The sequence below is a fragment of the Tangfeifania sp. genome, from assembly GCF_055108615.1.
In genome coordinates this window covers 1-23,744 of record NZ_JBSQIC010000001.1, presented here as the reverse complement: position 1 = coordinate 23,744, position 23,744 = coordinate 1, and the positions used below count along the sequence as shown (strand labels likewise).

Genomic DNA, 23,744 nt, shown 5'->3' with positions numbered 1-23,744 from the left:
ATTTTCATGGAGAGGTTTTTACCAGCTTGTTCCCAATTTGGCAGTTCAAACATTTTTTTTGTTCACAATAACGGGTTTTTAATTCTATTAAAGCCTGTGTTTCAAAGGCCGAGCGTGGCTGAATTCCCAGGCTTTCCCAGTTTTTTACGATAGAATTTTTTTCGGCAGGCAATTGCTCAAGGAAATCGAGCGCACGGTTTTTAAGGTGTTCCTGGTTTTGTTTTTCACCGTAAACAAACAGAAATGGCGCAACAACATTTATTATGAGCGTGTTTATTGACGTTTCGCCCAGTTCCTTTGGCTGGCTGCGAGTGGTGTTTTTGTTAAACCGGTAGTGCGAATCCCAGTATGCTGATGCTTTTACTTCAAATAAATTTTTCAGCCCGGGCAGATCATCGGTTTCAATGATTTTTGAAAAAAGGCCCTGTGATTTTCGTATCAGTTGGGCAAGCTGGGCAATACGGATGGTGGGGAAGTTTACCGGCCGCAATCGCATGAATTTCCAGAGGTGGGGTTCAACGGTTTTCAGGTTGTATTTTTTGTAGAGAAATGAAAATTCCTCGCGTAACCTGATAAAATATTCATCGCCAATGAGCTCTTCGTTCAGCAACCCGGAAGTCCCGAACAGCAGGGCTTCCAGTTGGAAAAGGTTGCTTTTGTGTTTGGTCAGGATATGCATGGGCACCGCTTTGGCCAACAATTCAAACGGAACGGCATTCACTTTAAAACCAAACATGCGGGCCAGCATCTGGTAAAAAGTTTCGTTCCAGTTGTTTTTGTTTTCAATAAGGCGTTTTTCAATTTCGCCGGTTTTATTTTCCAGCCGCTCAATCATCAGCCGGTTGAATCCGAGCTTCAGCAAAACCGGATCTACCTGGTGAAATTGCTCCTGGCAGGCAATCCACGATTTGGAGTCGAGCAGTTTCCGGTAATTGCGGGTAAATTGTTCGGGCCAGGTAATTTCGAGGGTTGGAATTTCGGTGCCGTTCATCCGGAATGTAGATTTGTCGGCTTCTTCAACTACATGTAAAATTACATTCTCGTAGGCTTTGTTGCTGGTGTGATTGTGCTTTTCCCAGTCGGAGGCTTTTTTATGGATTTCAATATTTCCTGCCCAAAGTGTGTCGTCAATTTTTACCTGAGCATTGAAGAAATCGGGACCGGCGTTGGTGTTTCGGCGGCCGGTTTTTACAATTTCAACCATTTCGCCCGACACGGTTTTCAACGATTTGTTATGAAAAAGCCGGTTTTCCCAAATAAAATGGATAAACTCTTCCGGAACAGTTTTCGGGGAATTCATGCTAATCAGTTTTTCAATTCAGGAATAAAAATACGCATTTTCTGAAAAATATCCCACAAAACAATTCCCGCGCTTACCGAAATATTGAAAGAGTGTTTGGTGCCATGCTGCGGAATTTCAATGGCTCCATCGCATAAATCCACCACTTTTTGCTGAACTCCTTTAACTTCGTTTCCAAATACCAGTGCCACTTTTTCATCCGGTGACGGTCCGAAATCGGGTAGCAAAATACTGTTTTCAACCTGTTCCACTGCGTATATTTTATACCCGTTTTCGTGCAGTTTTTTTAAGGCATCTTCGGTTTTTTCAAAATATTGCCATTCTACTGTTTTTTCGGCATCGAGGGCCGTTTTGTGGATTTCTTTGTTGGGCGGGGTTGCGGTAATTCCGCAGAGGTAAATTTTTTCTACCAAAAGAGCGTCGGAGGTGCGAAATACCGAACCGATGTTGTTGCAACTGCGAACATTGTCGAGTACAACTACCAGCGGCGTTTTTTGGGTTTGTTTGAATTCTTCGGTCGAAAGCCGGTTGAGTTCGTTTATTTTGAGTTTTCGCATTTTTATCTGGCTTGTTTTTTACAATTTCAAACTGCGTTTTCCTACCAGTTCACGGCAGCGCGTTTAAACGGCATGGTCATACAGCGGGCACCGCCACCGCCACGGGCCAGCTCAGAACCGGCAATGGTTACCACGTATTTGTTGTACTCATCCACATCTACTTTTCCTGCAATCAAATCAACTGCCTTAATAATTTCGTAACCGTTGTCGTTTAGTTCTTCCAGCGTGTTAACATTCCGTTCGTACCCGATAATTTTGCCGGGGGCAAATGTCAGAAAATTGGCTCCGCTGTGCCATTGCTCGCGTTCCTGCGTCCAGGGATCTTTTTTGCCCCCGCAGGTAATGGGTTTTAAATCAATTCCCAGTTGTTTCAGCGCTTCTGGAATATTGGGTTTTTCACTGATTTTAACCTTCCCGTTATCAATTTGAATATAAATGGTTTTATAGCGGCTCAACCCGTAAACCACTGGTTCGTAAACCATGCATTCATCGGTGTTCAGGTTGGTGAAAACCATGTCGAGGTGAATAAACGATTCGGGTTGGGAGGGAAGCTCCTGAACAATTAGATGGTGGATTCCTTTTTGGTGTTGTTTGATATTTTCAATCACAAAATCAATTCCCTGTGTAGTGGTGCGCATGCCTGTTCCAATAACATAAATGTCGTCGCGGATGACCTGAAAATCGCCGCCTTCAAGCGTTGCTTTGTTGTCGAAAGGAATTCCGTTTTGTGGTTTTAGCGGATTGAGCGTGGTGGTTTCAAAAAGTGGGTGGTAATTAAAAATGGCCTCCGAGATCATAGCTTCGCGCTCGCGAACGGGGTTGGCCATGCGGCCGATGAGCATATTACCGTTCATCCCCATGGCTGAGTCGCGGGTGAAAAAAAGGTTGTGCAGCGGGCGCATCAGGAATTTTTCGTTGCTCAGGTAATTGGTTAAATTATTTCGTTCAAGCAAAACGCCTTCAATTAACAGATTGGCAAGTGTTTCCGAACTGTTCCGGGCAAGTTTTTCTTCCATTCCGGTAACGCATTCATGGTTGCAAATTCGTTGGAGCAACTCATCCTTTGCTGCGTTGTTATCAAGAATATCTGCCAGCAGTTCTTTTATGGTAAAAACTTTTGAAATTTTTTTCAGAACCTGTGCGAGCTGCGCATATTCCTGCGAGGCAATGGAAAGATTCAGGATGTCGCTGTAAAGTGCCCGTTCCGCATTTTCCGGTGTCATGTTTTCCACTTCAGAGCCCGGCGGGTGAATAATGACTCCCTCCAGTTTGCCAATTTCTGAATTTATATTCGTTTGCATTCTGTAAATTTATAGTTGTAAAAACGGTTCAAAGATATAAACTTTGCACGTGTAATAATTGAAAACAGATATCTTCGTTAAGATTAAAAATGAAGAAAATTTTTAAATATAAAAGTTTCTTAATTGTCGTTTCACTGTTTTTCGGGCTTGTTGCACAGGCACAGGTCAAAGATACTTCCGATATTATGATGGGGATGATTAAAGACGGCGATACAATTATCCATAAAAATATACAGGAAATATGGGTTATCCCTGAGCGGAAGTTTGAATCCCGGAGGGAGAGGCGACGGTACAACAGGCTGGTTCGTAAAGTTAAAAAGGTGCTTCCGTATGCCAAACTTGCGGGCGAAATGCTTCAGCAATATGAACCAATTTACAATGAACTGGAAAGTGAAAGGGAAAAGAAAAAATTGATGAAAGACCTGGAACAGCAGCTCCTCGATCAGTACAAAGACGAAATGAAACGCATGAGTATTTCTGAAGGCAGGATTTTGCTCAAATTAATTGACCGTGAAGCTGAGCGCACTTCATATACGCTTATCAAAGAATTCAGGGGCGGGTTCAGTGCCTTTTTCTGGCAGGGAATTGCGCGGCTGTTTGGCAGCGATTTAAAATCGGAGTACGACCCTGAGGGCGAAGACCGTGTTTTGGAAGAGATTGTAACCCTTGTTGAAGTGGGCTACCTTTAAATTTAATATGATGACAGATTTTTTGCGAACATTTGTTGCCGTAAAAGTTGAGCCTTCACCTGTTTTGCAGGAAACAATAAAAGACCTGAAGCAAAAACTTGCCGGAGAACAGGTGAAATGGGGGGAGCCTAATAACCTGCACCTCACCCTGAAATTTTTGGGCGATACACTCCCGTCGCAGGTGGATGAAATTGGCGAGGAACTCAATCAGGCAGCTAAAATGTTTTCTGCTTTCACTTTTCGGCTTGAAGGGCTGGGTTTTTTCAAGAACAGGGGAATGCCGCGTGTTTTATTTGTACCTGTTAATGAAGGCGAAATATTGCAACAGCTGGCGGCTGAAATAGATAACCGGTTGACAACACTGGGGTTTCAAGCTGAAAGACGACCTTTCAAACCTCACCTTACGCTGGCCCGGATAAAATACCTGAAAAACAAAAAAGCGTTTTACGAGGCGGTGGAAAAATACAGGGACACATTCATGCAAACTGCAAAAATCAATGAAATTATTTTTTACCGGAGTGTTTTGAGGCCTCACGGGCCCGAATACAGATCTATTGCAAAAATTGATTTAAATTCATTTTAATGTTGTAACTTTACTGAACGGAGAGTTCGACCACTGACCTGAGTACCAGTATAGAGGCTATTAAGCTGGGGCATCAAGGCTGGGAAAACATCAGAAACCCGTAATCCCGTTTACGGGAGTGCCTGCCTCCTTGTGGCGGCTCTCCTTTTTTTATTTCCGTTAATTGCAGTACATCCGGTTACCCCCCCGAAGAACTGTGAAATTCATGCAATTTTGTATTCGTGGAACATTTTACTTCCCGTTCGCCTTAAAAGCTACCATGAGTGTGTAAATGAGTATTTTAAAGTCGATGTAAAGCGAAATGTTCTTCAGATACACCATATCATAAGGCAGTCGTTCGAGCATTTCTTCCACGTTGGAAGCGTAGCCGTATTTTACCTGCCCCCATGAGGTGATACCCGGCCTGAGTTTATGCAGGTGGGTGTAATGTGGTGCCTGTTTCACAATTTGTTCAATATAGAACTTTCTTTCGGGCCGGGGGCCGACCAGCGACATGTCGCCTTTTATCACGTTAAAAAATTGTGGAATTTCATCGAGGTGTGTCTTGCGCAAAAACCGGCCGATTTTTGTAATGCGTTCGTCGTTTTCGCTCGAAAGCGCCGGTCTGCCGTTTTCTGCTCCATGAACCATACTGCGAAGCTTGAGGATTTTAAATGGTTTGCCAAACCTCCCTATTCTTTCCTGTTTGTATATTACCGGCCCTTTTGAAGTCGTTTTTATAATGGTTGCAAGAACCAGGAAAACAGGCAAAAAAACAACGATTGCAATCATTGACAACCCAATATCCAGCAAACGTTTGGTTCTTTCCTGCCAGGCGGGCATCAGCCCGTTTGATATTTTTATGAGCGGGCTACCATAAATTGCGTTTGATTTAACAGTGCCCGAAAGGAAATCGTACAAATCGGGGATCCCCCAGATGGTTACCTGCCGGTTTTCAAGTACGGTTAAAATTCCGTTTAATTTTTCGTGTTCACGGGTTTCAGTGGCAATAATTACCTCCTCAATATTGTGCCTTTCAATTATTTCATTTAGCTGATTAATTTTGCCCAGTTGGGGCAGGTATTTTCCGAGTATCCTGTCGTCGTTGTTTTCAACTCCCACAAAACCTGTAAAAAGATTTCCGGCCGGCCGTTTCTGGCTCGACATTTCTTTGTACACTTTTTCTGCTTTCTCGTTGCTGCCAATCAAAAGGGTATTGAATCCGATTTTTCGCTTATGAATTCGGTGAATGGTTTGGGTTGTTAAAATCAGCCTGAAAAAATAGGTAAGGGAAAAATGAAGTCCGAGAAGGGTGAAAAAAAGGTTGTAATAATGTTTATAGGAACCAATAAAGTCATCAAGTATGAGGGCAAAAAAGATGACAATTACCCCGGTTAATGAAGTGAAAAAAGTTTGTCCGAGTTCCAGCAACCGCGATCGCCTGTAAATGTTATCGTAAAACCCGGTTATATAGTAAAACAGGAGCCAAAGAACAGGAATTACTGCCAGCCCCATGTAATAGCGGTGGGTAAATTCAATGGGAACTTCGATACCTAAAAGTTGAGGTTCGATAACTGCTTTTCGGTAAATAAAGAAGGCAGTCCAACTTATTGCTGCAGCAAAAAAATCAAAAACTAAATATTTGGCAATCTGCCACTTTCTGTTCATTACAAGCCGGTTAAGTTCAGTCCGGAATTGTTGCTCTTTGCAACTTCGTACATGTAACGCCCCAGCCTGAAAAATATTGCGGCAAAAGTAACTTTTTAGCGGGTTTGAGAAATTGAAAACTGGTCTAATTTCAGGTTGATTTTTTCAACAGCCTGTAATACTGACAAATAGTCTTCAATGCCGGTCAGGTTCCGGTTTATGTTGCTAATTCCCTTCGCAAAACTTCCTGTTTCGCTGATGTTTTTAAAAGGGCTTGTTTCAATGCTGGAATTATTACAGGCGTAATGCCGGGTGTCAAAATCAAAAGAAATAACCTGTCCGGCAGTCCATGCCTTAAGTTTAAATTCACTGGCAGTATTTGCACTTCCAAAATTAAGGTTCACTGCGGATGCATCTCCAAATTCGAGCCGTACATTTTTGAAATCTGTTTTATTTTCGGCTGAATGAAAAGAGACTGCCCCGATTTTTTTTGGCAATGTGCCTGTAATGTCTTTAAGCATTAAAAGAAGGGCGAGCAGCGGTTGGGAAATTTCAGGCTCGTTATTAAAATAGGAAATATCAATAAAAGCAGGTTTTTTCAGGTTGTGGTTTAACCATTGTACCGCTGGCAGGTAATAAAACGGGTTAATAATCTGTATTACTGTTTGGGCTTCTGTGGCCAGGTTGGCAATTTGCCTGCATTTTTCAACAGGTAACCCAGGGTACTCTGCCGCAAAAATGTGTTTCCTTTTTTTTACAATGGTGCTTAGTAAATCAAACGGAAGCAACGAAAAACGGTTGATTAGCAGGGCATCAGCGCGTTCGATTAATTCTATCCGGTTAAACTCCGGGATGGAAAAATGAAAATTTCCGGTGTCGGTATTTGTTCCTGCCGACGATTTTCCGGTAATGTGGATGTCCTCCTGTTTTTCCAGTTTTTTCGCGTAAGGCTCCAGTTGTTTGATGTCTCCTATTAAACCCAGTTTCAGCATTTAACAAATATAGAGTTCAGGGGCTTCCCTTTTTAATAAATATCCATTATTTTATCAACTTTAAATGTTAATATTGTAGAAGAGGGTAGATGTTTAAATCGGTTGGAAACCCTTATTTTTACAGCATAATTTAGTTGAACATGACAGAGAAGGACGATTTGCGCCATAAAGGGATGCGTAAAAAACTGGCTGACGGATTGAAGGTGAAAGGAATCAGAAACCCTGATGTGCTGGAGGCTATCCGGAAAGTGCCGCGCCATTTGTTTATGGAAAGTTCATTCATTCATTTTGCCTATAAAGATCAGGCTTTCCCAATTGGGGCCGGCCAAACCATTTCACAACCCTACACGGTGGCGTTTCAAACCGAACTGCTGGAGGTTGAAAAAAATGATAAAATTCTGGAAGTTGGAACCGGCTCTGGTTACCAGGCAGCGGTATTGCTCGAAATGGGGGCGAAAGTTTTTACCATCGAGCGGCAAAAGGAACTTTTTCTGAAAGTGCAATCTTTTTTGCCTGAAATTGGCTACCACCCTGCCTGCTTTTTTGGCGACGGTTACAAAGGCCTTCCCGGTTTTGCACCTTTCGATAAAATTTTGGTCACTGCCGGAGCTTCGTCAATTCCGCCGGAACTGAAAGAACAGCTCAAAATTGGCGGGCGAATGGTTATTCCCGTTGGGCATCAAAATCATCAGGAAATGTTGGTGGTAGAACGAATTTCAGAAGATGATTATAAAACAGAAAAACACGGGGGATTTGTATTTGTCCCGTTGTTAAAAGGAACGGTAAATTAATTGTGTATGATTAAAGTTAAAAAGTTTGTTGTAAATCCGTTGCAGGAGAATTCGTATGTAATTTCTGACGAAACCGGGCAATGTATTTTTGTAGATCCGGGTTTTTACTTCGATGTGGAGAAAGAGGAACTAAAAAATTTTATTTCGGAAAACCGGTTAACCCCGGTCATGATTGCCAACACCCATTGTCATTTCGACCATATAATGGGAGTGGAATTTTTAAGGGAAGAATATTCAATTCCTTTCTACGCTCACGAGGAGGATGCTTTTTGGGTTGAAAAATCCATCGAACAGGCAGAAATGTTCGGGTTTGAAATGGAGCCAGTCAATCCGATTGATTCCTTTTATGCTGAAAACAAACCGCTGAAGTTTGGAGATGCTGAATTTAAAATCATCCATGTTCCGGGGCACTCACCAGGGCACGTAGTTTTTTATGCAGCAACCAACAAGGAATTGATTGCAGGCGACGTGCTTTTTCATGGCAGTATTGGCCGTACAGACCTTCCGGGTGGCGACTACAACACATTGATTTCAGGAATCAAAAACAAGCTTTTCAATCTGCCCGACGAAACCAAAGTGTATTGCGGGCACGGGCCCGAAACAACGCTCGGCTTTGAAAAATCATCTAATCCGTTTCTAACCTGAGAATAGAAATAATCAGGGTGTTTGAAAAATGATTCATCCAAAATAAAGGAACTGGTTTAAAATCATTTTTTCCATTCCTGTTAAATTTTATAATTGCAATATATTCATCCAAAACAATAAGATTATGTTTCACGACCGATTTGTTAACCGGCATATAGGCCCGCGCGAGAACGAAATAAAAGAAATGCTCCAAACGGTTGGGGTTTCGTCAATCGATGAGTTGATTGATGAAACTATTCCGGACGATATCAGGTTGAAAGAACCGCTGAAATTGCAGGAAGGACTGACCGAGCGGCGTTATTTCAGAAGAATTTTAAGCCTGGGCGAAAAAAATAAAGTATTCAATACTTATATTGGGATGGGGTATTACGATACAATCACTCCTGCTGTAATATTGCGTAACGTGTTGGAAAATCCGGTGTGGTACACATCGTACACGCCCTATCAGGCTGAAATTTCGCAGGGACGACTGGAGGCATTATTGAATTTCCAGACAATGGTTTGCGAACTCACTGCCATGGATATTGCCAATGCATCGTTGCTCGACGAATCAACGGCAGCTGCCGAAGCCATGATTATGATGTTTAACCAGCGGCCGCGGAAAATGGCAAAAGCCGGCGTGAAAACTGTAATGGTTGATGAAAAAATCTGGCCTCAAACCCTCGATGTGCTGCAAACAAGGGCCAATCCGCTGGGCATCGAACTCAGGATTCAGTCCAAAGAATCGTTTGATTTTACCGATGAGGTTTTTGGAGTCATCCTTCAATATCCCAATGCTGACGGGGAGATTTTGGATTATTCAACCATAACAGAACAAGCCCACGAAAAAGACATTAAAGTGGCTGTGGCAACCGATTTGCTTTCACTGGCTCTTTTAACACCTCCGGGCGAGTGGGGTGCCGACATTGTTTTTGGCAACAGTCAGCGTTTTGGTGTTCCAATGGGCTACGGTGGCCCGCATGCCGCATTCTTTGCTGCACGAGAAGCTTTCAAACGTAATATGCCCGGCCGCATTATTGGTGTTACCAAAGACAAACACGGGAACCGCGCCCTTCGTATGGCGCTGCAAACCCGCGAGCAACATATTAAACGCGAAAAAGCAACATCAAACATCTGTACGGCGCAGGCACTTTTGGCTACCATGGCCGGTTTTTTTGGCGTTTATCACGGGCCCGAAGGCATAAAAATGATTGCAGAGCGCATTCATAACATTGCGGCATTCCTGGCAACCGAAATTGAGAAACTCGGCTACAGGCAGATCAATAAAAACTTTTTCGATACCATCAGGTTTAAACTGCCCAAACATGTGAAACGCGAGGATATTGAGTGGTTATCGCTTGAGTTGGAAATGAATTTCAGGTATTTTGAAAATGGTGATGTGGGAATTAGTATTGATGAAACCACCAACCGCCAGGACATGACCTGGATACTGGAAGTTTTTGCAAAAGCTGCCAACAAAAAATGGCTAACTGTTCATGAGTACCCAAATGGATTTACAATTGACGATGCCTTTGCGCGTAAATCGGAATTCATGGCCCAGGAGGTGTTTAACAAATACCGGTCGGAAACCGAAATGGTGAGGTACATAAAAAGGCTCGAGCACAAAGATATTTCGCTTACGCATTCAATGATTTCGTTGGGATCGTGTACCATGAAACTGAATGCTGCCACCGAAATGTTGCCACTAAGCTGGATTGAATTTAACGGCCTGCACCCGTTTGTGCCAAAAAATCAGGCCCGCGGTTATCACGAAATGATGGAAGAGCTGCGACGCGATTTGGCCGAAATAACCGGAATGGCCGATGTGAGCCTGATGCCCAACTCCGGAGCTGCCGGAGAATATACCGGACTGATGGTTATTCGCGAATACCATAAAAACCGGGGAGAAGGTCAGCGGGATGTTGTGCTAATCCCCGCTTCTGCCCATGGTACAAACCCCGCCAGCGGGGTAATGGCCGGCATGAAAGTAGTTGTTGTTGACTGCGATGAAAACGGGAATATTGACCTGGAGCAGCTAAGGAGCAAAACCTCGGAACACAAAGATTCACTGGCTGCAATAATGATTACTTACCCGTCAACGCACGGGGTTTTTGAGTCGTCAATAAAAGAAATGTGCCGGATTATTCATGATAACGGAGGCCAGGTTTACCTCGACGGGGCCAACATGAATGCCCAGGTAGGTTTGACTACACCCGGCATAATCGGGGCCGATGTTTGTCATTTAAACCTGCATAAAACATTTGCAATTCCGCATGGAGGGGGAGGTCCGGGAGTTGGCCCAATTGCCGTGGCCGAACACCTTGTTGAGTTTTTACCTTCACACCCGATTATGAACAACGGGCACATTGGAATTAATGCCGTTGCCGGGGCACCCTGGGGAAGTGCATCGGTGTTGCCAATAACTTACGGGTACATAAAAATGATGGGTGCTGAGGGGCTTAAAAAAGCAACTGCACTGGCCATTTTAAATGCCAACTACATTGCCAAAAGGCTTGAAAACAATTATGGGGTTTTGTACAAAGGCAAGAATGGCCGGGTAGCCCACGAACTTATTTTGGAATGCAGGCATTTCAGGAACAGTGCGGGAATTACCGAAGAGGACATTGCCAAACGCCTGATGGATTTCGGTTTTCATGCGCCCACGCTTTCGTTCCCGGTTCACGGAACACTTATGGTTGAACCCACCGAGAGCGAATCGAAAGAAGAGATTGACCGGTTTATCGATGCTTTAAATACTATTTACAACGAAATTAAAGAAATTGAAAACGGAATGGCCGACAAGGAGGATAACGTGTTGAAAAACGCTCCTCACACTGCCGGAACAGTAAGCGCTGATGCATGGGAACACAGCTATTCAAGAGAAAAAGCTGCATGGCCGCGCAATTGGTTGAAAGAGCACAAATTCTGGGTGCCGGTTGGCAGGGTTGACAATGCCTGGGGCGACAGGAACCTGATTTGTACCTGCGGCTCTCCCAAAGAGTATGAGCTTTTTGACGGAGAATAAAATTTACTGCCAATTTTTTGGTTATGATAGTTTTTCCGAATGCAAAAATTAATATTGGCCTGCATGTGGTTTCCAAACGACCCGATGGTTACCATAACCTGGAAACGGTTTTTTACCCCGTGCAACTTTTTGATGCCCTTGAAATGGTAGAATCGCGGGAAACGAAACTGACCACATCGGGAATTGAGGTGGATGGCCCTCCGGAAAAAAACTTCGTGCTGAAAGCGTGGCATTTGCTCAGTAAAGATTTTGATTTGCCCCCTGTGCACTTTTACCTGCATAAAAATATTCCTTTTGGCGCTGGCCTCGGTGGTGGCTCTGCCGATGCCGCATTCACGTTAAAAATTCTGAATGATTTTTTCTCTCTGCAAATTAGCTCAGAAAATTTGAAAAAGTATGCATCGACGCTCGGGGCCGACTGCCCGTTTTTTATCGATAATAAACCTGCTTTTGCTGCAGGAATTGGCAATGAGCTTTCTCCGGTTGATATTGACCTTTCTGGATTTCAAATCGTAATACTCAAACCCGGTTTTTCAGTAAGTACGCGGGAAGCCTACAGAAATATTGTTCCGGGCCACACGGATTTCAACCTGGCTGAGCTGGCTAAATTGCCTGTTGAAAAGTGGAAAGAAGCGGTCATCAACGATTTTGAGAAAAGTGTTTTTTCGGCCTACCCTGAAATAAAAAAATGTAGGGAAATCCTTTGCCAACAGGGGGCTATTTACGCCTCAATGACCGGAAGCGGCTCGGCTGTTTTTGGTATCTTTCGACATTTACCGGCAGATTTCGATAATTTCATACCTCGAGGTATTTATATTTACCGTTGAAATTCGGCATTCGCCGAGTTTTCTTTCCCATTAACTTGTTTTTTATTCTTTTTAACAAAAAGAGATGTAACCTTTGCACCAGTTATTAGTCTATATAACTGAAAACAATTTTTAGAAAACAAGACAATTAAACAAGAAAAACAGAAAACAATGAAAACACGATTAACACAAATTATTTTAGCAACATTTCTTTTTACAATTATAATTGCAGGAAATGTTGATGCGAAAGAAACAGGAGTAGTAGTTGTCTCAGGCCTTGAAAACATTGTTGAAACTGATTTGGAGCTGGAAGACTGGATGGTTAATGAAAGCAAGTGGAATGAGTTTGAAACTTATTATGCCACTGAATTCCAGGAAGAAAGTCTTGAACTTCAGAACTGGATGTTAAATGAAAACACTTGGGGACTGAGCAATTTTGAGTATCCGTTAACCGAAACAGAACAAGATTTGATGCTTGAAAACTGGATGACCAACGAAGTATATTGGAACTGAGAAAAGGAGAATAAATTACGCGATTAGTTTAAGTTTAGATTTTTAAAGGCTGTTGGCAACAACAGCCTTTTTTTAATGCTTTTTCAGGTTTCTTGTCGTTTAATTTGACTTATATTTAAGCAAAGGAAAAAATGAAAGTGCATTTTTAAAAATAAAAAACCGCACAAAATGATTTGCACGGTTTTGAATTATTCGCGTAATTGTATTTTTAAACTACTTTAATCTTAGTGGTTTAATTTCAAGCATCAGGTATTTTTTAGGTATTACCTGGTCTTTCTTTATGTGGATTTTTACAATTTGTCCGTCAAAAGGCATCCGTACCTGGTTTTGCATTTTCATTGCTTCGAGGAGTAAAAGGGTTTCACCTTCTTTGACTTTCTCTTTCGGTTTCACAAAAATGTCAATAACTGTACCGGGTATGAACGAATAAATGTAGTTGGGATTTGGTGTTTCCCATTTCACCCTGTTTTCGAATTTCCATGTTAAGTTGGTTTGATAAACCGTTCCCTGGACCACTAAACTTTTTAATTTTTTGTTTTTTTCTGTCATGCCAGTAATTTTTTGGTTTAAAATGGAGGAATACCATGCTTTTTATTAGGCAGGGCAATACTTTTGTTTTCCGAAACTTTCATCGCATGCAAAATTCTTCCCCTTGTCTCTTTCGGTTCAATAACCTCGTCGATGTATCCCTGGGCTGCTGCTACATAAGGATTGGCAAATTTTTTCTTGTATTCCTGAATTTTTTCCTGCCGTACCTCTTCCGGATTTTCAGCTTCCGAAATTTCTTTCCGGAAAACAATATTTGCAGCCCCTTCGGGGCCCATTACTGCAATTTCAGCGGTTGGCCAGGCAAAAACAAAGTCGGCGCGCAAGTGTCTGGAGTTCATAGCGATGTAACCACCTCCGTAAGCTTTCCTTAAAATAACAGTAATTTTTGGAACGGTAGCTTCGCTGTAAGCGTAAAGAATTTTTGCCCCGTGCCTGATTACACCTGCATGTTCCTGATCGACACCTGGCAGGTAGCCTGGCAAATCTTCAAAAGTAACAATAGGAATGTTAAACGCGTCGCAATAACGAATAAACCGGCCTGCTTTGTCAGAACTGTCGGTGTCAAGCACTCCGGCCAGGACCATTGGCTGGTTGGCCACAAACCCAACGGTATCGCCTTCCATACGGCCAAAACCAATTACAATGTTCGGGGCGAAGCTTTCCATAATTTCAAAAAAATCAGAACTGTCGGTAACACTTTTTATGATGTCACGAACATCGTAGGGAATGCGTGGGTCTCCCGGAACAATATCTTCAATTTTCTTCCCTTTTTTAGGTGGTTTTGGCGGAAAAGGCAATGCTTTTGTTCCGTTGTTTCGCGGAATGTAGCTGATTAGTTTTTTAATCTGCTCGAAACATTCCAGTTCGCTGGTTGAAAAGAAATGGGCATTGCCGGTAAGTTCGGCATGAACGCGGGCACCGCCAAGTTCTTCCATCGTGATTTCTTCGCCCAGAACCGATTTAATAACACTTGGTCCGGTAATAAACATTTTTGAAATGTTTTCAACCACAAAAACAAAATCGGTAAGTGCGGGTGAATATACCGCCCCGCCTGCACAGGGGCCGAGAATTACTGAAATTTGCGGAATTACACCGGAAGCCAGGGTGTTGCGGAAGAAAATTTCACCGTATCCGGCAAGCGAATTTACACCTTCCTGGATACGGGCACCTCCCGAATCGTTAATTCCAATCAACGGGACGCGCATTTTCAGTGCGTGATCCATTATTTTGGTAATTTTCCGGGCGTGCATCATTCCCAGCGAGCCACCGGCCACGGTGAAATCCTGGGCGAAAATACACACTGGTTTGTTGTAAATTGTTCCTGTACCGATAATCACACCATCGCCATGTAGTACTTTCGATTCCATGCCGAAATCTTTGGCGCTGTGTTCTACAAACAGGTCGTATTCGTGAAAGGAGTTTTTATCCAAAAGGGCCAGGATACGTTCACGGGCAGTTAATTTACCCATTTTGGCCTGTTTCTCGATGGCTTTGTCGCCACCGCCTTTTTGAACTTCCCTTTTTCTTTTCCGAAGATCAAGAACGTTACTTCTTAATGACATAAAGTTTGATTTTAAATTTAAAATTCCCTTTTTTCAACAGGGCGTTTCTTTACTAATCGTGGCAAAATTATAAATTTTTTCAGTCGGCAGCCTTGAATTCCTGTTTTAGGTTACGGAATTTAATCCAGTTTGATTCAACTGCATCGAATAATTATATTTTTTATTTGAATGGTGGAAGGGGGGATTGTTGGAAGAACTTGGAGTCCTTCGTACAATTTCGCAGATTCCCGCTGATAATTTTTGTATATATCGACAATATCAACGGGAGACATTCAGGTAATTTATATTTGACATAACACTGGCCTTGCTTACAGATTAGGGTAGGTATGATCCACTTTTTATATTAGTAGAGTCGGGCGGTGTAATAATCTCAGTCTCTGCTGTTAATTGTTTTACCCGTGTAGGGACGTTAGCCCCGTTTTCGTAATATTCCACGGTAATCTCACCTGCTACTACGGTAATCCTCAGGTCGTTCGGGACACCGCTTTGGGCAACGGTAAAAACCTGTGAACGGGTTGCTTCATCATAACTACCAACCGTCCAGTTTTCGGGAGCGGGAAGGCTACGGTAGTACCACAAGCCTTCTTTCAGTACAACTTTTAAGCTTGTACCTTCAGGCAGCTCCGCTTTCATGGAATAAAAATTATTCTTTGTGCTGTGACCGTTATAGGCTTTTATCACAGTAACATCTTCAGCCAGGATATTTAATCCATGACTACCGGTTTCGGGATAGGTGATAAAGGTTTTCGGTTCGTAAGCTGTTTCATCCATAAATTGCTGCACATAGCTTTCAAAATCCGAAATATCCACGTTTCCCATGCCCGGTTCGCTATATTTCTCCTCCAGGTTTTGGCGGATGGCTGCCTTACTCACAAGGCGTGCGTTATCAATCAACTGCGAACCCAGCGAAGGATTATCCAGTGTTCCGTCAGTTTTAATATCGGATATAATTCCCGACATTAATTCCGACATGCCGGCGGTGGACAATTGTCCTTGTAAAATGCACGAAACAGCCAGCAAGATACCGTTATTGGTCAGGTTTAACGATTCGGGAGTTGCATCCCCGGGCAGCTCCAGCTCGAACAGAGCCAGCACTTCCTGCTGCGCCTGCGCTTTGGCTGCATCAAACGAAAGCCCCTGTTGCTGCACCAGGTATTCCACCCGGCTTCTTTCCAGGTGCGTCAGCGCATTCACATTGGCCGAACTGACCTGTGAAATATCTGCCGTAGCATACAGGGTCAGCTGCCCCGGCGACGACTTTCCGCTCACTTCGTTAAAATAATAACCGTCCGCTTTCAGTTGCACGTAGTTAGAGATGAGTTCCACCTGTTTTTGCTCGAAACTGCCCGAGTTGCCGGTTACGGTGGTGAAATAACTGCGACCGGTCTGGTTTAATTCTGTATCCAGTTCCGATAGGACTACCGAAGAGCCACTGATAAACGGCCATTTCTGCACGTAACCGCTAAACGTTTCTTTTGTTACCGGTTGTTCCACAGGATCGCCTGTGATGTTGCAGGAAGCGAGACCCAGAAATAAACCCAATGCAAGAAAGGTAAAAATTTTTGCTTTCATGATTTTATGGCTTTTTTACAATTATTTCACTTCTAATATTGAACCTGTTTCAACTTCAAAAGTCCCGTTTATGAGGGTGTATTCTTCTGCATCGAATACTACATCCGCATTGTTCTGAATGGTTGCATTAACCACTTCAATTATACAATCGGAATACGTAATATCAGTTGAAATAATGCCACTTACAACAATTATCGGACAATCTGCCGCCTGAACAGCAGCAAAGGCATCTATCAGCCCGTATCCCATTTCCTGATGCCATGTGCCGTTCGGACGGCCGGGCGTTGTTTGATAATTGTAACCGCCTACTTTTTGAGCAGTGGATTCAATGATATTATTAACTTGCTGTACTGTTAAAGAAGGATTCACACTTAAAACCAAAGCAACGGTACCTGCAACATGAGGGCATGCTGACGAAGTGCCATTAAACCAGACAGTATAATCTTCATTTGCAAAGTCAGTAGTTATCTTGTTTCCTCCACTATTTACGTGTAAAGGAACATTGGGATTATAACCAGCTGTTCCCTGCCTGTCAGTTGTAGGAACTAGTACACCTGGTGCTACTATATCTAACTGTGTGCCGTAACAACTACCCCATCTCCATTCCCCATCACAGGAAGTATAACTTTTCCTTTCACCGCAAGGACTTATTGCTCCAACTACCAATATATCCGGATTGCTATTCCCCGGATATCTTATATTTGTATTATTTTCATTCCCCGCGGCAAAAACAACTATCGTTCCTTTATTGTTTCGTCCATTATTTAAAGTGTTAGTAATTGCATCATCAATTATAGAAGAGGGAGTATAACCTCCCCATGAATTACTTATAACATCTGCTCCATTTTGCCAAGCCCAATTAAAACCGTTGGCTAATTGCTGAGGAGTGTCTGAAAAAAGAAGATTAATACTTATTGACATTAACCTGATAGAAGGAGCTACCCCACTAACTCCTATGGAATTGTTCTGTTGAGCACCAACAATTCCAGCACAAGCTGTACCATGGTCTCCTCGAACCCATGCAGGACTTGTACCTGTTGTAGCGTCGTATCCAGTTCCAAACACATTATTTTGAAGATCCGGATGATTCATTTCAAAACCATGGTCAAATACTGCAACCCGAATGTTCGAAGAACCGGTCGTTATATTCCATGCTTCTTCTGCATTAATATCAATACCGGGTGTTCCACCGTATTGACCAGTATTTTTTAATCCCCATTGACTAGTAAAATATGGATCGTTTGATATTACAAGATCATGATACAAAAATTCAGGTTCTGAGCTTTCAAATAATCCGGACTCGAAAAAGACATTCGCCGCCTCTATCACGTTGTAAGAAGTTTCTTTTGTGCAAGACAACGTAAACCATAATGGCATGAATTCGTTATAACCCAAAATTTGTATTGAATAATTTTTTGCCATGTCATAAAGAATCTTTGCATCGTCTGTCCTATAAAGCTTTACATAAAAGTTATTGGAAAGACCCAGCTTCTTATCCATAATGGTATAAGTTGGAGATACTTTTAATATACTTTCTTCATTTTGAAGGTTCTGAATTATAGAAAGATATTCTTCATTATCGATTTTATCCGGAAATTCTATTTCAGTCGTGAAAATATCTATGTCTTGTTTATTAATAGAAATTATATTTTGTATAGTAAAACTTTTCTGTTGATTTTTAATGATAAAATTGGATGTAACAACTCTGTTTTTTTATTTTATCCAAAGGGATTTCCCCTTCCGATACTACCGATATCCGGGAATAGTCGATCCCCAAATAAAATTTTTCTCCCTGATAATAATAAAATGTTGTTGGTTGACCTTTGGCTAATAAACAGAAAAGAACAGATATTAGCAAAATGATATATTTATATTGTTGTTTCATAATGGGGTAATTAATAATGTTGTTTAACATCTAATTCAATTGTAGTACTGCTTAAAAGTTTCGGAGTGAGTACCGCTATCATCCATCCCTGCGCCACTGTCGTCATTTCCAGCGTTATATCAACCGTTAGTTTGTATTCATTGATTGAAGTTTGCTGTAAATTCCGGTCGATTTTATGAACGCCACTTGTAGTTCCACCCTTGGTAAGAAGCAATGAATGTTTTTCGAAATCAACTGCAGGAGTCTCATCTTTCTGACAAGTAATAAACATAAGAAACTGTTCTGCCGAATTAATAACATAGACTGTATCTTCCTTTATTGTTTGCCAACTCCAATTACAGGCAGTTTCCGTTAAGCTAAAATCACTTACGTCCACATCTATTGGGTAATTTACTATTATATCATTATTTACCATGTTGTTACACCCTGCGTAAAGAGTTGTACAAGCAACCCCAACCAATAAAAACTTTAATAACTTTTTCATAATTCATTTCCTCCTATTCCGTTAAAATCATACGTTACATATCTACCTGGTTGCCGTCGGCAATCAGGCCATATAAATAAATACGTTTATATTACGTAAAAACAGTGTAAAATATTCATTTTTAAAATATTCCATTTAAAAATAAATCTTCAGGAGGACAAATTTTGACCTCCTTTCAATTTTTGTAAATTTTTTTTCTGTTTTACAGCAGATTAAATAAAAATGGGGTGTTTGTTCGGAATATCTAATTATTTTATCTTGCTGCCCAGCGGAATACGAAGAACGCAATAACACTGTAACCCAGGTTGGGAATCCAAACGGCAACGAAAGGAGAGGTGCTTCCGCTTATTGCAAAAACTGTGGAAACCTGTAAAAATAAAATATAGGAGAAACTGAGCAGCAGCCCGAGTCCAAGGTGTAACCCGAGTCCGCCTTTTATTTTACGTGAGGCAAGCCCGGCACCAATTATTGTAAGTATAAATGCAGAAAAAGGACCGGCTATTCGTTTGTGCCTTTCAATTTCCCATTCCACTGTATTCACTCCCCTCAGTTTCATTTTTGAAATTTCTTTTTTCAGTGCCGGGGTAGTGAAATTTTCCATTTCGTTTTTCATCACTTTGTAATCTTCAGGAGTCATGTTTAGTGTGGTGTCGAGCCGGTAGCCCTTTTCAAACTCTTCATGGTCATCGTAAATGGTTCTTTTCCACCAGTTGTTAATAATCCATTTGCCCGACTCTTCATCCCATCTGATGTTGTCTGCCGTTATTTTTTCTACCAGTTTGGAATCCTCAAAACGTTCGAGAGTAAACCGGTATCCCACGTTGTTTGCATTAAAACTCTGCATGTAAATAAAAACGCCGGGTTCAATCTGGCGGTGGATATTCCGTTCGTTTGAAACGCTTTGCCTGTTGTTATCGATGTAAAACTGCCGGAATTCATTCATTGTCCGGTTGGCGGGTGGAATTATATAATTGCCGAGTGTAAATGAAAAAGCGGCAAGAATTAATGCAGAAACCATGTAGGGCCGCATTAACCGCCGGTAAGAAACACCGTTGCTTAAAATGGCAATAATTTCGGTGTTGTACGCCATTTTCGATGTGAAATATATTACTGCAATAAATGTAAACAGCGGACTAAACAGGTTGGCGAAATAGGGGATAAAGCTCAGGTAATATTCTGTAATAATGGTTGACCAGGGAATATCTTTCGACAAAAATTCATCCAGGTTTTCTGACATGTCGAAAACCACCGCAATGCTAAGTATTAAAGTAATAGCATAAAAAAAAGTTCCCAAAAACTTTTTGGTTATGTATATGTCGATGGTTTTATAAAATTTCATTACCTCCTACAATCTTTCTTTTAGTCGTTCTGTCATTTCTTCTTTCCAGCTTTTAAAACCGCCTTCTGTAATTTTTTGACGGGCCGTTTTCACCAGCCACAAGTAGAATGCAAGGTTGTGTTGGCTGGCTATTTGTGCCCCGAGCATTTCGTTTGAAATAATCAGGTGCCTTAAATAAGCTTTTGAATATTGATCAACAAAGGAAGTGCCATTTTCATCGACAGGCGAGTGGTCGTTTTGCCATTTTTTATTTCGTATGTTTATGATTCCACTCGATGTAAAAAGCATCCCGTTGCGGCCGTTGCGTGTTGGCATAACGCAATCGAACATGTCAATACCCCTGTCAATTCCTTCCAGAATATTTACGGGAGTTCCCACGCCCATCAAGTACCTGGGTTTGTCTTCCGGAAGGTCGGCCGTGCAAACTTCGGTCATTTCGTACATGGCTTCTTCGGGTTCTCCAACCGAAAGGCCACCGATGGCATAGCCGTCGGCATTATACGATTTAACATGAGCAACGGCTTTCTGCCGCAAATCAGTAAAAGTATTTCCCTGAACAATGGGGAAAAGCGTTTGACTGTAACCGTATTTGGGTTGAGTGTTGTCAAACTGGTTAATACAGCGGCCGAGCCAGCGCTGAGTTAGCTCAAGTGATTTTTTTGCATAAGCATAATCGGCATCACCGGGTGTGCACTCATCGAAAGCCATCATAATGTCGGCTCCGATTGAGCGTTGTATATCGATTACATTTTCGGGTGTGAAAATGTGGTACGATCCGTCGATGTGCGACTGAAACCGCGCTCCTTCTTCGGTGAGTTTGCGGATGTCGCCCAGCGAAAAAACCTGGTAGCCGCCGCTGTCGGTTAAAATGGGACCGTCCCACCTGTTGAATTTATGCAGTCCCCCGGCTTTTTCAATTACATCAATCCCGGGGCGGAGGTAGAGGTGGTACGTATTGCCTAAAATTATTTGTGCTTTAATGTCTTCCTGCAAATCGCGGGTGTGGATTCCTTTTACCGAGCCCGCTGTGCCCACAGGCATGAAAATAGGTGTTTCAATAGTGCCGTGGCCAGTGGTAATAACACCTGCCCTTGCTCTTGAATTGCTTGTTGTTGCTGTAACCTTAAACTCCATAACCTTTTTTAGCGGTGGCAAATATAGCCATTCTGCCCGAATTGCACCTGAAAACAATTGGGTTGAAGGTGTTAATTAATCCTAATTCGGAACAGAAATGATTTGTGGCTTTTCACGAATAAAATATTTTGAAATTGAAACGAATGTTACCATTTTTGGTGCGGGTTATTTTTATTCTGTTATTACTATCTGATGATTGAATCGTTGTTGGCTGCTTTTGCCCGTTTGCAAGTTTATGAATGGGTGATAATTGATACATTTTTGGTTATTTATCTGTTGAAGATAATTTATCTTTTTTTATTCACAGGCAGGGTTTTGTTTCTGAAAGAACCTGAACGCGTTGGCTATTCTCCTGTTTCATTGCTGCTGGCTTTCAGAAATGAGGACCTGAACCTGAAAAAGAATTTGCCACCGCTGTTTGCATTGGTCAAACCGGATTCTGAAATTGTAGCCGTTGATGATTTTTCGCAGGACAATTCGCTTTCGGTATTAGGCGTTTTAAAAGCAAACTATAAAAACCTCCGGATTTCTTCGCTGCCCCAGGAAACACGCTATTCAGAAAAAATGGCCCGGAATATTGCCCTGAAAGCAGCCCGGAATGAATGGGTAGCGGTAATTCCGCCCGGGATTTCATTCACGGGAGAGAAATGGGCGAAATTCGTTTCATCGCAGACCGGAGAAGCCAAAAATGTTGTGGTGAACTACTCCAATATTATTTCCACCGGTAAATTTTTTAACTGCTTGTACCGATCCGAAAGTTTTTTTCAGCAACTGAAAAGTTGCGGCTTTATTTTAAACGGCCTTCCTTATATCAATTTCGAAGAGAATGTTGCTTTTCGTAAATCAATGTATTTTGAGGCTGGTGGTTTTGGCCAAAAAGTAAAAGAACCTTTTGCTAACCTGGAGCTGGTCATCAATACATTTATTAAGAAGAGTTCTGTTGAAATTAATTTTACTCACCAAACTGCAATTAGAAAAGAGATGACAGTTAAGCGCAGGCATTTCGCCGAGTTGTTGATAAAAGAAAGGCGAATTCGAACTTATTTACCTTTGGGTATAAGGCTGGTTATTTGGCTTGAAAAAATTTTTACCCTGGCTTTTTTGCCTTTTGCAGTAATTCTCTACTTATTTTTTATTGAATTATGGCCCTTGATTTCAGCACTTCTGTTGATTTATATTATTGTATTTTCGTTTATCATAAAAATAATCCTAAAACGTTTGAATGAACGTAAATTATTCTTATCTTCGTTAGTGTATGCGTTATTTATGCCATATTTAAAGTTGGGTTACAGTGGTTATTTATTTTTAAACCGAAGCAGCCAAAAATGGAAGAACCAAAAATAAATTTGTCAGAAAAGGCACTTCACGACTACGAACTAGTGCAAAGAGCACTTGATGGCGACGAGAAAGCCTTTACACGGTTGCTTGCCCGCTATAAAGATGCCATTTATTTTATGTTGCTGAAAATGGTGAATAACCGCAACGATGCGGAGGATCTCACACTTGAGGCATTTGGCAAAGCATTCAAGAATATTCATCAGTATTCGCCTACCTATGCTTTTAGCACCTGGCTTTTTAAAATTGCATCAAACAACTGCATCGATTTTTTGCGCCGCAAGAAGGGAACTTATGTTACCATAGAAAATAATGAATCCGGTCAGAATAACGAGGCCGTCAGGTTGAAATCGAAAGAGCCCGACCCCGAGGAAAAACTCATCAGGCAGCAAAAAGCTATTCTGCTGCATCGTGTAGTAAGGCACCTCAAACCGCGCTACCGGATGCTAGTTGAGCTGCGTTATTTTCGCGAATATTCATACGAAGAAATCGCCAAAGAACTGGATCTTCCATTGGGCACCGTAAAAGCCCAGCTTTTCAGGGCGCGCGAAATGTTGTTTAAATTAATTGAAAATACGGAGATAAGCCGGAATGCATGACAAATAAAATGGATATTATTCTGAAGTATTTCCCCGATTTAAACCCGGAACAAATTGAACTGTTCAGACAACTTGAACCGCTTTACGCCGACTGGAACTCCAAAATAAATGTGATTTCGCGGAAAGATTTTTCTGAATTTTACGAGCGCCACGTGATGCATTCGCTGGCCATTGCCAAATTTATTCATTTTACGCCCGGTTCCGAAATTTTGGATGTAGGCACCGGCGGCGGATTTCCCGGAATTCCGCTGGCCATTTTCTTCCCTTACGTAAAATTTCACCTGGTCGATTCCATCGGCAAAAAAATTAAAGTGGTGAAAGCCGTTTCTGAAAGTCTCGGTTTGGAAAATGTCACTGCCGAACAAATCCGCGTGGAGCAGCTAAAAACCAAATACGATTTTGTAGTGAGCCGCGCGGTTACCCGCTTGCCCGAATTTGTAAACTGGGTGCGCAGCAACATTTCACTGAAACAGCAAAA

The 23,744-nt window shown here is 42.0% G+C and carries 22 protein-coding genes; 10 read left to right on the top strand and 12 right to left on the bottom strand.

Annotation, left to right across the window (positions count from 1 at the left end; all coding sequences use genetic code 11):
• Positions 1-4 precede the first annotated feature (4 nt).
• From ACTCNA_RS00110 to ACTCNA_RS00100, 3 genes are read right to left on the bottom strand one after another with little or no spacing between them, the layout of a single operon-like run.
• Positions 5-1,300: a DUF2851 family protein gene (locus ACTCNA_RS00110; RefSeq protein ID WP_462945852.1), complete on the bottom strand. Its 1,296-nt coding sequence runs from the start codon at positions 1,298-1,300 to the stop codon at positions 5-7.
• A gap of 5 nt (positions 1,301-1,305) precedes the next feature.
• Complete coding sequence (locus ACTCNA_RS00105; protein WP_462945851.1) at positions 1,306-1,857, bottom strand: RNA methyltransferase; 552 nt, start codon at positions 1,855-1,857, stop codon at positions 1,306-1,308.
• A gap of 41 nt (positions 1,858-1,898) precedes the next feature.
• Entirely contained in the window at positions 1,899-3,158 is a 1,260-nt protein-coding gene (locus ACTCNA_RS00100; protein ID WP_462945850.1) for an arginine deiminase, read from the bottom strand.
• An 89-nt stretch (positions 3,159-3,247) separates the two neighbouring features.
• Here ACTCNA_RS00100 and ACTCNA_RS00095 point away from each other — a divergent pair, with 89 nt between their 5' ends.
• Positions 3,248-3,847: a DUF4294 domain-containing protein gene (locus ACTCNA_RS00095; RefSeq protein ID WP_462945849.1), complete on the top strand. Its 600-nt coding sequence runs from the start codon at positions 3,248-3,250 to the stop codon at positions 3,845-3,847.
• Positions 3,848-3,854: 7 nt separating this feature from the next.
• A complete protein-coding gene (thpR, locus tag ACTCNA_RS00090) occupies positions 3,855-4,430 on the top strand; it encodes an RNA 2',3'-cyclic phosphodiesterase (protein ID WP_462945848.1) in 576 nt (191 codons plus the stop codon).
• 231 nt (positions 4,431-4,661) lie between these two features.
• Here thpR and ACTCNA_RS00085 read toward each other — a convergent pair whose 3' ends face one another.
• Both ACTCNA_RS00085 and ACTCNA_RS00080 read right to left on the bottom strand, forming a co-directional pair.
• Positions 4,662-6,077, bottom strand: coding sequence for a sugar transferase (locus tag ACTCNA_RS00085; protein ID WP_462945847.1), 1,416 nt, complete (start codon positions 6,075-6,077; stop codon positions 4,662-4,664).
• A gap of 95 nt (positions 6,078-6,172) precedes the next feature.
• On the bottom strand, positions 6,173-7,048 hold the full coding sequence (locus ACTCNA_RS00080; protein WP_462945846.1) for a hypothetical protein: 876 nt from the start codon (positions 7,046-7,048) through the stop codon (positions 6,173-6,175).
• Between the two features lie 140 nt (positions 7,049-7,188).
• On the opposite strand from ACTCNA_RS00080, the gene ACTCNA_RS00075 reads away from it, so the two are divergent.
• The 5 genes from ACTCNA_RS00075 (at position 7,189) to ACTCNA_RS00055 (ending at position 12,807) form a co-directional block, all read left to right on the top strand.
• Positions 7,189-7,839, top strand: a complete 651-nt coding sequence (locus ACTCNA_RS00075; RefSeq protein ID WP_462945845.1) for a protein-L-isoaspartate(D-aspartate) O-methyltransferase — start codon at positions 7,189-7,191, stop codon at positions 7,837-7,839.
• 6 nt (positions 7,840-7,845) lie between these two features.
• Positions 7,846-8,484: an MBL fold metallo-hydrolase gene (locus ACTCNA_RS00070; RefSeq protein ID WP_462945844.1), complete on the top strand. Its 639-nt coding sequence runs from the start codon at positions 7,846-7,848 to the stop codon at positions 8,482-8,484.
• A gap of 124 nt (positions 8,485-8,608) precedes the next feature.
• Positions 8,609-11,488, top strand: coding sequence for an aminomethyl-transferring glycine dehydrogenase (gene gcvP / locus ACTCNA_RS00065; protein WP_462945843.1), 2,880 nt, complete (start codon positions 8,609-8,611; stop codon positions 11,486-11,488).
• A gap of 23 nt (positions 11,489-11,511) precedes the next feature.
• Positions 11,512-12,315, top strand: a complete 804-nt coding sequence (ispE, locus tag ACTCNA_RS00060; protein WP_462945842.1) for a 4-(cytidine 5'-diphospho)-2-C-methyl-D-erythritol kinase — start codon at positions 11,512-11,514, stop codon at positions 12,313-12,315.
• A gap of 150 nt (positions 12,316-12,465) precedes the next feature.
• Entirely contained in the window at positions 12,466-12,807 is a 342-nt protein-coding gene (locus tag ACTCNA_RS00055; protein ID WP_462945841.1) for a hypothetical protein, read from the top strand.
• A 213-nt stretch (positions 12,808-13,020) separates the two neighbouring features.
• On the opposite strand, the gene ACTCNA_RS00050 is transcribed toward ACTCNA_RS00055, so the two are convergent.
• The 7 genes from ACTCNA_RS00050 to tgt all read right to left on the bottom strand — a co-directional run bounded on the left by ACTCNA_RS00050 (position 13,021) and on the right by tgt (position 21,332).
• Positions 13,021-13,356 (bottom strand): biotin/lipoyl-containing protein, encoded by a 336-nt coding sequence (locus tag ACTCNA_RS00050; protein ID WP_462945840.1) that lies wholly within the window; start codon positions 13,354-13,356, stop codon positions 13,021-13,023.
• A 17-nt stretch (positions 13,357-13,373) separates the two neighbouring features.
• Positions 13,374-14,918, bottom strand: coding sequence for an acyl-CoA carboxylase subunit beta (locus tag ACTCNA_RS00045; protein WP_462945839.1), 1,545 nt, complete (start codon positions 14,916-14,918; stop codon positions 13,374-13,376).
• A 315-nt stretch (positions 14,919-15,233) separates the two neighbouring features.
• Positions 15,234-16,490, bottom strand: a complete 1,257-nt coding sequence (locus tag ACTCNA_RS00040; protein ID WP_462945838.1) for a hypothetical protein — start codon at positions 16,488-16,490, stop codon at positions 15,234-15,236.
• A gap of 21 nt (positions 16,491-16,511) precedes the next feature.
• Entirely contained in the window at positions 16,512-17,990 is a 1,479-nt protein-coding gene (locus ACTCNA_RS00035) for a S8 family serine peptidase (RefSeq protein ID WP_462945837.1), read from the bottom strand.
• Positions 17,991-18,385: 395 nt separating this feature from the next.
• Complete coding sequence (locus ACTCNA_RS00030; RefSeq protein ID WP_462945836.1) at positions 18,386-18,859, bottom strand: hypothetical protein; 474 nt, start codon at positions 18,857-18,859, stop codon at positions 18,386-18,388.
• Between the two features lie 253 nt (positions 18,860-19,112).
• Entirely contained in the window at positions 19,113-20,198 is a 1,086-nt protein-coding gene (locus ACTCNA_RS00025; protein ID WP_462945835.1) for an LptF/LptG family permease, read from the bottom strand.
• Between the two features lie 6 nt (positions 20,199-20,204).
• A complete protein-coding gene (gene tgt, locus ACTCNA_RS00020) occupies positions 20,205-21,332 on the bottom strand; it encodes a tRNA guanosine(34) transglycosylase Tgt (RefSeq protein ID WP_462945834.1) in 1,128 nt (375 codons plus the stop codon).
• A gap of 192 nt (positions 21,333-21,524) precedes the next feature.
• Between tgt and ACTCNA_RS00015 the strand changes: the two genes are divergently transcribed.
• From ACTCNA_RS00015 to rsmG, 3 genes are all read left to right on the top strand, one after another.
• Positions 21,525-22,676 (top strand): glycosyltransferase family 2 protein, encoded by a 1,152-nt coding sequence (locus ACTCNA_RS00015; RefSeq protein ID WP_462945833.1) that lies wholly within the window; start codon positions 21,525-21,527, stop codon positions 22,674-22,676.
• Complete coding sequence (locus tag ACTCNA_RS00010; RefSeq protein ID WP_462945832.1) at positions 22,658-23,266, top strand: RNA polymerase sigma factor; 609 nt, start codon at positions 22,658-22,660, stop codon at positions 23,264-23,266. The genes ACTCNA_RS00015 and ACTCNA_RS00010 overlap by 19 nt, the downstream gene beginning before the upstream one ends.
• A gap of 8 nt (positions 23,267-23,274) precedes the next feature.
• Positions 23,275-23,744 (top strand): 16S rRNA (guanine(527)-N(7))-methyltransferase RsmG (gene rsmG / locus ACTCNA_RS00005; protein WP_462945831.1); only part of this gene is annotated, 470 nt, incomplete at its 3' end.

Coding starts and splice junctions, on each gene's coding strand:
- tgt (WP_462945834.1), bottom strand. CDS start 21,332: ATGGAGTTTAAGGTTACAGCAACAACAAGCAATTCAAGAGCAAGGGCA.
- ACTCNA_RS00110 (WP_462945852.1), bottom strand. CDS start 1,300: ATGAATTCCCCGAAAACTGTTCCGGAAGAGTTTATCCATTTTATTTGG.
- ispE (WP_462945842.1), top strand. CDS start 11,512: ATGATAGTTTTTCCGAATGCAAAAATTAATATTGGCCTGCATGTGGTT.
- gcvP (WP_462945843.1), top strand. CDS start 8,609: ATGTTTCACGACCGATTTGTTAACCGGCATATAGGCCCGCGCGAGAAC.
- ACTCNA_RS00085 (WP_462945847.1), bottom strand. CDS start 6,077: ATGAACAGAAAGTGGCAGATTGCCAAATATTTAGTTTTTGATTTTTTT.
- ACTCNA_RS00015 (WP_462945833.1), top strand. CDS start 21,525: ATGATTGAATCGTTGTTGGCTGCTTTTGCCCGTTTGCAAGTTTATGAA.
- ACTCNA_RS00080 (WP_462945846.1), bottom strand. CDS start 7,048: ATGCTGAAACTGGGTTTAATAGGAGACATCAAACAACTGGAGCCTTAC.
- ACTCNA_RS00025 (WP_462945835.1), bottom strand. CDS start 20,198: ATGAAATTTTATAAAACCATCGACATATACATAACCAAAAAGTTTTTG.
- ACTCNA_RS00030 (WP_462945836.1), bottom strand. CDS start 18,859: ATGAAAAAGTTATTAAAGTTTTTATTGGTTGGGGTTGCTTGTACAACT.
- ACTCNA_RS00095 (WP_462945849.1), top strand. CDS start 3,248: ATGAAGAAAATTTTTAAATATAAAAGTTTCTTAATTGTCGTTTCACTG.
- ACTCNA_RS00055 (WP_462945841.1), top strand. CDS start 12,466: ATGAAAACACGATTAACACAAATTATTTTAGCAACATTTCTTTTTACA.
- ACTCNA_RS00045 (WP_462945839.1), bottom strand. CDS start 14,918: ATGTCATTAAGAAGTAACGTTCTTGATCTTCGGAAAAGAAAAAGGGAA.
- ACTCNA_RS00105 (WP_462945851.1), bottom strand. CDS start 1,857: ATGCGAAAACTCAAAATAAACGAACTCAACCGGCTTTCGACCGAAGAA.
- ACTCNA_RS00040 (WP_462945838.1), bottom strand. CDS start 16,490: ATGAAAGCAAAAATTTTTACCTTTCTTGCATTGGGTTTATTTCTGGGT.
- ACTCNA_RS00070 (WP_462945844.1), top strand. CDS start 7,846: ATGATTAAAGTTAAAAAGTTTGTTGTAAATCCGTTGCAGGAGAATTCG.
- ACTCNA_RS00010 (WP_462945832.1), top strand. CDS start 22,658: ATGGAAGAACCAAAAATAAATTTGTCAGAAAAGGCACTTCACGACTAC.
- ACTCNA_RS00075 (WP_462945845.1), top strand. CDS start 7,189: ATGACAGAGAAGGACGATTTGCGCCATAAAGGGATGCGTAAAAAACTG.
- ACTCNA_RS00100 (WP_462945850.1), bottom strand. CDS start 3,158: ATGCAAACGAATATAAATTCAGAAATTGGCAAACTGGAGGGAGTCATT.
- thpR (WP_462945848.1), top strand. CDS start 3,855: ATGATGACAGATTTTTTGCGAACATTTGTTGCCGTAAAAGTTGAGCCT.
- ACTCNA_RS00050 (WP_462945840.1), bottom strand. CDS start 13,356: ATGACAGAAAAAAACAAAAAATTAAAAAGTTTAGTGGTCCAGGGAACG.
- ACTCNA_RS00035 (WP_462945837.1), bottom strand. CDS start 17,990: ATGGATAAGAAGCTGGGTCTTTCCAATAACTTTTATGTAAAGCTTTAT.